The 11972-nt window shown below is 76.1% G+C and carries 5 protein-coding genes; all 5 read left to right on the plus strand.

Going from position 1 to position 11972, the window contains the following annotated elements:
- The first annotated feature begins 77 nt into the window (after nt 1–77).
- The 5 genes from ACZ5CZ_RS20900 to ACZ5CZ_RS20920 all read left to right on the plus strand — a co-directional run bounded on the left by ACZ5CZ_RS20900 (nt 78) and on the right by ACZ5CZ_RS20920 (nt 11880).
- Complete coding sequence (locus ACZ5CZ_RS20900; protein ID WP_468944777.1) at nt 78–7295, plus strand: amino acid adenylation domain-containing protein; 7218 nt, start codon at nt 78–80, stop codon at nt 7293–7295.
- Nucleotides 7292–8494: an FAD-dependent monooxygenase gene (locus ACZ5CZ_RS20905; protein ID WP_468944779.1), complete on the plus strand. Its 1203-nt coding sequence runs from the start codon at nt 7292–7294 to the stop codon at nt 8492–8494. The genes ACZ5CZ_RS20900 and ACZ5CZ_RS20905 overlap by 4 nt, the downstream gene beginning before the upstream one ends.
- Nucleotides 8495–8618: 124 nt before the next feature.
- Nucleotides 8619–9647 (plus strand): 3-oxoacyl-ACP synthase III family protein, encoded by a 1029-nt coding sequence (locus ACZ5CZ_RS20910; RefSeq protein ID WP_468944781.1) that lies wholly within the window; start codon nt 8619–8621, stop codon nt 9645–9647.
- Nucleotides 9644–10384 (plus strand): glycosyltransferase family A protein, encoded by a 741-nt coding sequence (locus ACZ5CZ_RS20915; RefSeq protein WP_385841086.1) that lies wholly within the window; start codon nt 9644–9646, stop codon nt 10382–10384. The genes ACZ5CZ_RS20910 and ACZ5CZ_RS20915 overlap by 4 nt, the downstream gene beginning before the upstream one ends.
- Complete coding sequence (locus ACZ5CZ_RS20920) at nt 10384–11880, plus strand: class I adenylate-forming enzyme family protein (protein WP_385841087.1); 1497 nt, start codon at nt 10384–10386, stop codon at nt 11878–11880. Before ACZ5CZ_RS20915 ends, ACZ5CZ_RS20920 begins: the two co-directional genes overlap by 1 nt.
- Nucleotides 11881–11972: the final 92 nt, after the last annotated feature.

The raw sequence follows: 11972 nt of genomic DNA on the forward strand, positions 1-11972 counted from the left end.
GACACAGCACCGGCAGTCGACGGCCACTAGCTGCCGCCGGACGCTTTCCCGGCCAGGTCCGCACCTATGGTCTGATCATGAACTTACCGAGCCATACGGATCAGCCCCGCCTCCCGCTGACCGCCTATCAGCGGGACGTGTGGGCCTCCGCCGTACTGCACCCGGACGATCCCCAGTTCAACTGCTGTGTGACCGAACGTCTCACCGGTCCGGTGGACCGGCGGCTGCTGGCCGAGAGCGCCGAGGCGGTGCTGGCCCGGCACGAGACGTTCCGGCTCTGTTTCGACGACCCGGACGGTACGCCGGTGCAGTGGGTCGGCGCCGCGGCACCCGAGGTGGGCCGGCTCGACCTGGAGCGGGAGGCGGACCCGGCCGCGGCCCGCGCCGCCTGGCTGGAGGCCGACCTGCTGCGCCCCCTGCCGCTGCGCGGCGCCCCGCCGGTGCGGGTCACGCTGCTGACCGAGGGGCCCGACACGGTGGTGCTGCGGCTGACGGCGCACCATCTGGTCGCGGACGGCTGGACCTGCGACCGGGTGACCCAGGAGATCCTGGAGGAGTACGCGCACCGGCACGCCGGGGCACCGGCGCCCGCCGCGGACCCCGTTCCGGTCGCCGGCTTCCTCGCGGAGGAGGCCCGCTACCGGGCCGGTGACGCCTTCGGCGAGGATCTGGCCCACCACCGGGCCGCGCTCGCTGACACCGGCACCGCGTTGTTCACCCGCCGGGCCCCGAGCGGCGCCCGGCGCCGGGGCATCCGCACCGTGCCCGTCGACGGCGCGCTGGTGCGGCGGATCCGGGAAGCCGGTTACTCCCCCTTCGCCTATGTGGCGGCCGTCCTCGGCGGGCTGCTCACCCGGCTGCACGGCAGCGAGGACGTCGTCCTCGGCATCCCGCTGCTGAACCGCGCCGGCTGGACGGCGACGCCGTACGGCCAGCTCGCCAACACCCTGCCGCTGCCGCTGCGGCGCCCCGGGGCGCGCCCGGTCGGCGAGCTGGTGCGCGAGACCCGCGAGGCGGTCCGGGGGCTCCAGCGGCACGAGCGGATCGCGCTCGGCGACCTGCTGACCGGGCTGGCCGCGGACGGCGCGGGCGGTTCCCGGCAGCTGTTCGACGTGACGTTGTCCTATCTGCGCTACGAGCGGCCCGCCGTCCTCGACGGGGTGCGGCGCGAGACCGGCATGCAGGCCCCCGGGTACGACCAGTCCGCGCTCAACGTCTTCGTACGGGACTTCGGCGACGCCCCCGGCATGGAGATCGACCTGGTCCACGCGCTCGACGTGTTCGACGAGGACCTGCCGATCGACGCGGTGGCCCGCCAGTTGGAGCGGCTGCTCGCGGGCTGCCTGGACGACCCGGCGGCGGAGCTGTCCGCCGTACCGGTGACCGGCCCGGCGGAACGGGACGCCCTGCTCGCCCTGGGCCGGGGCCCCGCCGCGCCGGAGCGGGAACCCGGCACCCTGCACGGCCTGTTCGAGCTCCAGTGCGCCCGGCGGCCGGACGCCGTCGCGGTGACGGACGCCGCCACCGGCCGCTCGCTGACCTACGCGGAGCTGGAGCGCCGCGCCAACCGCGTGGCCAGGGGCCTGCGGGCGGCCGGCGTCGGCGACGGGGACCGGGTGGCGGTGGCGCTGCGCCGCGGCCCGGACCTGCTCCCGGCGCTGTTCGGGGTGCTCAAGGCGGGCGCCGCGTATGTGCCGGTGGACCCGGACTACCCCGCCGGGCGGATCACGCACATGCTCGACGACTGCCGGGCCGCGGCGGTCGTGCTGGACGACGAGGGGGCCCGGGCGCCGTGGGCCGCCGGCCGGGAGCACGCCCGCCGGGTGGCCGAGCTGGAGGCGGGGCAGGACGACGCCCCGCCGGAGACCGGCGCCGGTCCGGGCTCCCTCGCCTATGTGATCTACACGTCCGGGTCGACCGGCCGGCCCAAGGGCGTGATGGTCGAACACCGGTCGGCCGTCAACCGGCTGACCTGGATGCAGCGGCTGTACCCGGTGGGCGCGGACGACGTCCTGTTGCAGAAGACCCCCGTCTCCTTCGACGTCTCCGTGTGGGAGCTGTTCTGGTGGGCCGCCGAGGGGTCCCGGCTGGTGCTGCTGCCGCCCGGCGCCGAGAAGGACCCGCGGGAGGTGGCCCGCACGGTCCGCGACCACGGGGTCAGTGTCCTGCACTTCGTCCCCTCCATGCTCGGCCCCTTCCTCGACCTCGACGAGCCGCCGGTCTCCTCGCTGCGGTACGTCTTCTGCAGCGGCGAGGCGCTGCCGCCCGGGCCTGTCGAACGCTTCGCACGGACCTTCCGCACGGGCCCGGACGGGCCGCCCCGCCTGGTGAACCTGTACGGCCCCACCGAGGCCGCGGTGGACGTCACGGCGTACGACTGCCCCGGCGACCCGGCGCTTCCCGTACGCCGGGTGCCGATCGGACGGCCGGTGGACAACACGCTGCTGTACGTCCTCGACGCCCACGGAAACCTTCAGCCGGCCGGTGTGCCGGGCGAGTTGTGCATCGGCGGCGTCCAGGTCGCCCGGGGCTATCTCGGGCTGCCCCGGCTCACCGCGGAACGGTTCACCGCCGACCCGTTCGTGCCCGGCGGACGGATCTACCGCACCGGGGACATCGCCCGCTGGCTCGCCGACGGCACCCTGGAGTACCTGGGCCGGGCGGACGGCCAGGTCAAGATCCGGGGCAACCGGGTGGAGACCGGCGAGGTCGCCGCCGCGCTGCGCGAGCTGCCCGGGGTGCGCGACGCGGTGGTGGCCGCCACCACCGCCGGGGGCGGCGGCACCCGGCTGGCCGCCTGGTACGTGGCCGGCGACGGCGACCCGGGCCCGGACCGGCTGCGCGCGGCGCTCGTCGCCCGGCTGCCCGCGTTCATGGTGCCCGCCCTGCTGTGCCGGATCGACCGGGTGCCGCTGACCCCGAGCGGCAAGACCGATGTGCGGGCGCTGCCCGACCCGCGCGGCGCAGCGGAGCCGTCCGGCGACGCCGCGCCGGCCGACGGGGTGCAGGCCGCGCTCGCCCGGATCTGGGCGGAGGTGCTGGGCGTCGAACGGGTCGGCGTGCACGACGACTTCTACGCCCTCGGCGGCGACTCCATCCGGCTGCTCACCGTCCGGGCCCGGGCCGAGCGGGAGGGCCTGCGCTTCTCCCTCGACGATCTCGTGGCCGCACCGACCGTGGCGGCGCTCGCCGCCGTCACCGTCGCCGACGCGCCGCCCGGCCCGGCCGCGACGGAGGGGCCGCGTCCGTTCGCGCTGGTGTCCCGCGTCGACCGGGCGGCGCTCGGGGACGCCGACGACGCCCACCCGCTCTCCCGGCTCCAGCTGGGCCTGATCTTCCACTCCCGGCGCCGGCCCGGCACCGCCGTGTACAAGGACGTCTTCCGTTATGTGCTGCGGATGCCGTGGGACGAGGCGGCGTTCCGTACCGCCGCCGCGCGGCTGACCGCCCGGCACCCCGTGCTGCGGTCCACGTTCGCGCTCGCCCGCGTCTCCGAGCCGCTCCAGGTGATCCACCCGCAGGCACCGGCCGGTGCGGACTGCGTGGACCTGCGCGGCCGTACCGAGGCGGAGGCGGAGGCGGAGATCCTGCGCCACGTGGGCGAACGCCGGGTGCACGACTACGACTTCGAACACGGCCCGCTCTACTTCCTGCGCGCGTATGTGCGCCCCGACACCGTGGAACTGGTGCTCGGCTTCCACCACGCGCTGCTCGACGGCGCCAGCGTCGCCAACCTGCTGCGGGACCTGCTCCAGACGTACGCGCACACCCTGGGGCTCGGCGCCGCTCCGGTGCCCGGCGGGCCGCTGCCGCCGCCCGCGGCGCACGTGGCCGCCGAGCGGGCCGCGCTGGACTCCGTGGCGAGCCGCGCCTACTGGGGCGAGGTCGTGCGCGGGGTCGACGTGCCGGCGCTCGCCGGGGCCCGAGCGCACCGGCCGCCGACCGACGGCGAGCAGATCGTGTGCCGGCGGGAGCTGCCGGCCGACCTCGCGGACGCGCTGCGGGACGCCGCCCGGGCGCACGGGACGCCGGTCAAGTCGGTGCTGCTGGCGGCGCACTGCCTGACACTAGGGCTGTTCACCGGCGCCCCCGAGGTGCTCACCGGGCTGGTCACGCACGGCCGGACCGAGGGGGAGGGCGAACAGGCCCTCGGGCTCTTCCTGAACACCGTCCCCCTGCGGCTGCCCACCTCCGGTGCGAGCTGGTCCGCGCTGGCCCGGCAGGCGCTGCACCGCGAGCGCGAGGGGTTCCCGCACCGCCGCTACCCGCTCAGCGCCATCCAGGAGGAGCACCCCGGCAGCGAGCTGGAGACGGCGTTCAACTACGTCCACTTCCGGCAGCTCACCGAGGTGCTGACGCTTCCGGGCATCCGGCTGCTGGACTTCCGGACCTGGGAGGAGACCAACTTCACCCTGCTGGTCAACGCGGTGCACGACCCGGTGGACGGCCGGATCGGGCTGCGCGTCGACTGCGACGGGCGGGTGTTCAGCCGGGACCAGGCCGAGCTGCTCGCCGACACGCTCGTCGCCGTGGTGCGCCGGATGGCCGAACACCCGCTGGAACAGGCCGGGTTCGGCTTCCTCGCGGCGGAGCCCGCCCGCCCGGTACCGGCACCCATGAGCCAGGAGTGCGTCACGGACCTCTTCCTGCGCCAGGCCGCCCGCACCCCCGACGCCCCGGCCCTGGACCACGCCGGCGACATCTGGAGCTATGCGCGGCTGGCCGGCACCGCACGGGCCGTGGCGCACCGGCTGCGCGCCGAGGGCACCGGCCGCGGCGACCGGATCGGCGTCGCCATGGACCGGGGCCCGCAGGCGGTCGCCGTGCTCCTCGGTGTCCTGCTCACCGGGGCCGCCGTGGTGCCGCTGGACCCGGCCTATCCGCCGGCCCGGCTGGCGCTCATGGCCGACACCGCCCGGCCCCGCCGTATCGTCGCCGCCGCCCGGCACGCGCACCTGGTGGCGGACTGCGCGCCGCTGCTGTCCCCCGAGTCGCTGACCGCGCCCGGCACACCGGGCGCGGCCGGCGGCCTCCCGGGGCCCGGGCCCGCGGACACCGCGTATGTGCTGTTCACCTCCGGCTCGACCGGCGTCCCCAAGGGCGTGGCGATGCCGCACCGGGCGCTGGCGAACCTGGTCGGCTGGCAGAACCGGGTGCCGAGCGGTGCCGTCGGCGGCCGCACCCTGCACTTCGCGCCGATCGGCTTCGACGTCGCCTTCCAGGAGATCTTCTCCACGCTGTGCGGCGGTGGCACCCTGGTCCTGGCGGACGAGGAGCAGCGCCGCGACATGCCGGCGCTGCTGCGGCTGCTGGACGAGGCGGGCGTGGAGCGGGTGTTCCTGCCGTTCGTGGCGCTCCAGCAGCTGGCGGAGACGGCCGACGCGCTCGGCCCGGTGCCGCGGCGGCTGCGGGTGGTGGTCTCCTCCGGCGAGCAGCTGCGGGTGACCGCCGCCCTGCGCCGGTTCCTCGCCGCCCTGCCGGGTGTGCTGCTGGAGAACCAGTACGGCCCGACCGAGTCACATGTGGTCACGCGGCACAGCATGACCGGCGATCCGTCCTCCTTCCCCGAACTGCCCCCGGTGGGACGCCCCGTGGACGGCGCGCAGGTGCTGGTCCTCGACGCGCGGATGCGTCCGGTGCCACCCGGTGTGCAGGGCGAGATATACCTGGGCGGGGTCTGTCTCGCCGAGGGGTACGTGGGCCGCAAGGACCTCACCGAGGAGCGGTTCGTCCCCCATCCGTACGGCGCCCCGGGCGAGGTCCTGTACCGCACGGGCGATCTCGCGGTGGTCCTGCCGGGCGGGGACATCGTGTGCACCGGCAGGGCCGACGGCCAGGTCAAGATACGCGGCTACCGGGTGGAGCCGGCCGAAGTGGAGGCCGCCGTCCTCGACTTCGCCGCGGACCGGCCCGGCATCCGGGAGGTGGCGGTCGTACCGCGCCGCCGGGCCGACGGCGAGAACACCCTGGCCGCCTTCCTCGTCGGCGACCGGGACCGCACGGACACCGGGGAGCTGCGCCGTCATCTGCGCACCGTGCTGCCCGCGTATCTGGTGCCCGCCTCGCTGACCTGGATACCCGCGCTGCCGCTGACCCCCTCCGGCAAGCGCGACGACCGGGCGCTGGCCGCCACCGTCCCCGCGCAGGAGGCGAAGCCGCGGGGCGCCCGGCCCGTTCCCGGCAGTCACGAGGCGGTCCTGGCGGACACCCTGGCCGATCTGCTGGAGCTGCCCGCCGACGCGATCGGCGTCGACGACGACCTCTTCGACCTGGGCGGCACCTCGCTGACGGCGATGCGGCTGACGGTGGTCATCGAGCAGCGCTACGGCGTCACCGTCCCGCTGGCCGAGTTCATCGCCACCCCCACCGTCGCCGGGCTGGCGCGGCGGCTGCGCGAGCGGAACGCGTCGGTCACCTTCGACCCGCTGGTGCCGATCCGCCCCGAAGGGGACCGCCGCCCGCTGTTCATGGTGCACCCCATGGGCGGCAACGTGCTGTGCTACGTGCAGCTCGCCCGCCATCTGCCCGCCGGCCGGCCGCTGTACGGGCTCCAGGCGGCGGGCGCGGTCCCCGGCACCGAGCCCCGCCGCTCGGTGCCCGAGCTGGCCGCCGACTACATCGCCGCCCTGCGGCGGGTGCAGCCGCACGGCCCCTACGCGATCGGCGGCTGGTCCTTCGGCGGCTTCGTGGCCTTCGAAATGGCCGTCCAGCTGACCCGGGCCGGCGAGGAGGTCGCCGACCTGGTGCTGCTGGACACCACGGCCCTGGACCCCGGGCCGCGGGCCCGCCATGACGAGGACGCGCTGCTCGGCTGGTTCTGCTGGGAGTTGCTGTGGCTGGGCCGCGGCGGGGCCTCGCCGCAGGAGCGGATGCCGGCCGAACTGACCACGCCGGACGAGAAGTTCGACTTCATCGCCCAGCTCGCCGTACGCGCCGGGGTGCTGCCCCCGGGGAGTTCGGGGGCCGTGGTCCGCCGGCTTTTCCGGGTGTACGAGGCGAACTGGAACGCCACCCTGGCCTACCGGCCCGAGGTGCCCGAGCAGGACATCACCCTGCTGCTGGCCGCCGAGCCGCTGCCCGAGGTGCTGCTCGCCATGCACAGCGCGGGCGGCAGCCGGCACGCGGACCCGCTGAACGGCTGGCAGCACATGACCCGCGGCCGGCTGCGCGCCGTCACGGTCCCCGGAAACCACCTGTCCATCGTCGAACACCCCCATGTCACCCACACGGCCGAGATCATCGGCCGCATCCTCGACGGCCGTCCCGTCCCGTCCTCCACCGGAGTCGCCGTATGACGCACCACACCTCCCCCGAGCCGTCGTCCACCCGGCTGCCGGTGATCATCGCCGGGGCCGGCATCGGCGGGCTGACCGCCGCCGTCGCCCTGCGCCGGGCGGGCATCCCCGTCGAGATCTACGAGCGGGCCACCCGGCTGCGCGCGGCGGGCTCGGGCCTGTCCGTGATGAGCAACGCCGTCGCCGCGCTGGCGTCGCTCGGCATCGACCTGGGACTGTCCAAGCGCGGCCAGGACGTCGAGACGTTCCGGGTCCTCGACGAGAGGGGGGAACTGATCCGCGAGCAGCCGCTCAAGGCCGTCACGGACGCGCTCGGTGTGCCGTCGGTGTGCGTGACCCGGGCCGACCTCCAGGAAGCCCTGCTCGCCGAGCTGGACGGGGCGCCGCCGGTCCTCGGGCACGCGGTCGCGGACCACGAGACGGGACCGGCCGGGGTGACCGTGCGCTTCGAGAACGGCACCACCGTCCGGGGCAGCGCCCTGGTCGGCGCGGACGGCTTCCACTCCGCCGTCCGCCGCGGCCTGGTGGGGGCCGAGCCGAGCCAGGACAGCGGCTACATCTGCTGGCTGGCCGTCACCCCCTTCGCCCGGCCGCACCTCCCGGCGGGTTACGTGGGCCACTACTGGGGGGCCGGCCGCAGGTTCGGCCTGATCGACGTCGGCCATGGGCGCTACTACTGGTGGGGCACGAAGAACATGCCCGCCGAGCGGTCCCGCGCCTGGGACGGCGACAAGGCCGAGATCCTCGACACCTACGCCGGCTGGGCCGACGAGGTCTGCGACATCATCCGCGCGACCCCGATGGAGTCGGTGCTCGCGGTGCCCTCGCAGGACCGGCCGTTCCTGGAGCGCTGGGGCGAGGGCCCGGTCACCCTCCTCGGTGACGCCGCGCACCCGATGCTGACGAGTCTCGGACAGGGCTCGGCGATGGCCATCGAGGACGCGGTCGTCCTGGCCGGCTGCCTCGGCGCGTCCCCCGACGACCCGGCCGGCGCCTTCCGCCGCTACGAGGACCTGCGGCGGGACCGGGTCCGGGCGGTGGTGGCGGCCTCCCGGTCGGTCAGCGAGACCGAGCAGCTGGAGGACCCGGCGGCCCGCCGCGCCCGGGACGAGGCCCTGCGCGAGGCCGACGAGCAGGCGCTGCGCGAGCAGTTCCGCGCCCTGCTGCACTGGCCCCCGCTGCCGCTGCCCTCGGCCTGACCCCGCCGGGGCACGGGTCCGGCCGTCCTGGGGGACGGCCGGACCCGCAGGGGGCGGGTACCCAGGCGGGATTGAGTACGGGTGCTCAGGAAAGGTGTTCGGGCCGGCTCGTAGCGTCCAGGCCATGCACACAGACCACGCTGCTCGTAAGCCGGTGCGCCGGGTGGGGATCACCTCGGTGGCGTCCTGCCTGCCGGGGCAAGAGGTGACGTCCCAGCAGTTACAGGAGCGGATCTCCGCGGCGGCCGGGCTGCGGCTGCCGCCGCGGCTGCTCGAACGGGTCACCGGGATCACCGCACGCCGGGCCGTCGCGGAGGGCGAGTACGCCTCGACGCTCGCGGTGCGGGCGGCCCGCACCGCGCTGGCCCGCGCCGGGCTGACCCCGTACGACGTGGACCTGCTGGTCTTCGCCTCCGCCACCCGGGACGTGGTCGAGCCGGCGACGGCCCATGTCGTCCAGGCCGAACTGGGCTCCCGGGCCCATGCCCTGGATGTGACGAACGCCTGCAACAGCTTCGTCAACGGGATCGACACGGCACGGGCGATGCTGCTCGCCGGCCGGGCCCGCCGGGCTCTGGTGGTGACCGGGGAGACCCCGAGCCGGGCGGTACGGCACCACCCCTCCGGTCCCGGGCAGCTGCGGGACGGCTTCGCCGGCTACACCTTCGGGGACGCGGGGGCGGCCGTCGTCCTGGAGGCGGTGGACCGGGGCGGCATCCTCGACGTGGACACCGAGACGCACTCCGAGCACTGGCAGGTCGGCGGGATCTTCGGCGGCGGCTCCCGCCACCCCCGCGGGGACGAGCACACCTACTTCAGCGGTGACGGCGGCGAGCTGCGCGAGGTGTTCGAGAAGGTCGGCACCTCGGTGCTGGACCGGATGCGGCAGCGCACCGGCCTGGGCTGGACCGACTTCCGGCACGTCCTGGTGCACCAGGTCACCGTGCCGTACCTGGAACGGTTCGTGGAGGTCACCGGGGTGCCCCGGGACCGGCTGGTCGTCACCGTCCCCACGCTCGGGAACATGGCCAGCGCCACGCTGGGCGTGCAGCTCGACCGCGTCCATGCGCGGCTGCGCCCCGGCGACCGGGTGCTGTTCGTCGGCCTGGGCGGCGGCGTGAGCATCATGACGATGGTGTGGGAGCACGCGTGAGCGCCCTGTGGGTGGTGGTGCCCGCTCACCAGGAGGCCCGACGGATCGGCGCGACGCTGGAGGCGCTCGCGGCGCAGCGGGACCGTGACTTCACCCTCGTCGTCGTGGACAACGCCTCCAGCGACGGCACCGCGACGATCGTCCACGACTTCGCCCGCCGGGCGCCGTTCCCGGTGCATGTGCTCCGCGAACCGGAGAAGGGCGTCGGCTGCGCGGTGGACACCGGGTTCCGGTACGCGATCCGCAACGGCGCGACGATGCTGGCCCGCACCGACGCCGACTGTCTGCCGCACCCCGGCTGGACCGCCGCCGCCCGGGACGCGCTGCGGCACGGCGCGGGCCTGGTGTGCGGCCGGATCGACGCCCGGCGCGACGAGCACGGGCCGCTCGGGCGTGCCGCGTTCCGCGCCCTGGTGCGCGGCGCCGCGTTCTTCGGCCGGATCCGCCCCGCGCACCGGCGCCGGCACGGCTATCTCACCCCGTACCGGATGCACGCCGGGAACAACATGGCCATCACGGCCGCCCTGTACGAGGCCGTCGGGGGCATGCCGCGCCGCCCCTCCCCCACCGACCGCCTCTTCCTCAACCGGGTCCGCCGCCGTACCACCGCCATCGTCCACGCCCGGGCCATGGTCGTGGAGAACTCCACGCGGCGGCTGCGCAGTTACGGCCTGGTGGGCACCGCCCGCTGGTATCTCGACAAGGGCCCGGGCCGGCACACGGAGGATCCCCGCTGATGCTCGACACACTCGCCCGCGCCCTGCGCACCGACGCCCCCGAGCGGCCGGCCGTGCTCGGCGCCGGCCCGACGGGCGCCGTACGCACCCGGGCCACCCGCGGGGACCTGGCCGACCTCGCCGACCGGTACGCCGCCGCGCTGCACGCCCGCGGTGTGGCGCGGGGCGGCACCGTGGGCGTCGCGGTCCGGCCCGGGCCCCGGGCGCTGGCGGTGCTGCTCGCCGTGCACCGGCTCGGGGCGCGGGCCGCGGTGCTCGACCCCGGCGCCGGTCCGGACGTGCTGCGCGCCCGGCTGGCCCTGGCCCGGCCCGACCTCGTGCTCGCCGACGCCGCCGCGCAGGCGGTCGCCGGGTGGGCGCGGCCGCTCGCCCGGCGGGCGCGGCTGGCCCTGCCGGACCTCGCGGAGCTGGGGCCGGTGGCCACCATCGGGCCCCGGCTGCCGGGCTGCGCCCCCGCGGTGGACTCCGGGGTCCGCAGGGTGGTCCCGCCGCGGCCCGTGGACGAGGACGGCGACGCGGTCATCGTGTTCACCTCCGGCACCACGTCACGGCCCCGCGCGGTGGTGCACACCCGTTCCTCGCTCGCCGCCGGTATGGCCACGGTGGCCGACCTGGTCGGGGTGGTGGCCGGCCGGCCCGTCCTCGGCGGGACGTTCTTCGTCCTGGTGCCGTCCCTGGCGGGCGGCGCGCCGGTGGCGCTGCCCGCCCGCTCGCCGCGCGTGCTGGCCCGGCAGCTCGGCCGGCTGGCCCCGCAGGCCACCTATCTGACGCCGCCGCAGCTACGGCGGGTGCTGGCGGAGGGGGGCCGGTTCGCCGGGCGGGTGTGGACCGGGTCGGCGCCGGCCGGTGCCGAGCTGCTCACCCGGGTCAAGCGGGCGGGCGCCACCGAGGCCTGGGGCGTGTACGCGCTGACCGAGCTGTTCCCGGCCGCCGCGGTGGAGGAGGCGGAGAAGGCCGCGTTCACCGGCGCGGGCGATCTGGTGGGGGCTCCGCTGCCGGGGGTGGCGGCCGAGGTGGACGCCTCCGGCGAGCTGCTGCTGTCCGGCCGCGCCGCCCGGGACCGCTATCTGGGCGAGGACCCCGACCCGTGGGTCGCCACCGGTGACCGCGCGTGTCTCGACGGCGGCCGGATCGTGTTGCAGGGCCGGCTCAAGGACATGGTGCTCAGGCGGGCGGAGAACATCTATCCGGGCCTGTACGAGCCCGCGTTGCACGTGCCCGGTGTCGAGCTGGCGCTGCTGGTCGGGGTACCGGCCGGGGACGGGGACGAGCGGCTGGTCGCCGTCGTGCAGCCGCGCCCGGGGGCCGACCCCGGGGCGCTGCGGGCCGCGCTGGCCGCCCCGCTGGAGCGGATGGGGTCCGCACGGCCGGACGCGGTGGTGTGGGCCGACATCCCGCTCTCCGGCCGCTCCCGCAAACCGGACCGCACCGCGACGGCCCACCTGGCCGCGGCCCGCCTCGGCCTGCCGTCCCGGGCGGCCGGAGGCCGGCGATGAACGCGCGGACCGGCGAACCACCGTGTGGCGAACTGCCGTTGGGGACCGACGGTCCGCCACGGGCTGACGAACCGGCCCGTCCCCTGGCCGTC

This window comes from Streptomyces sp. NPDC031418 (assembly GCF_055581605.1).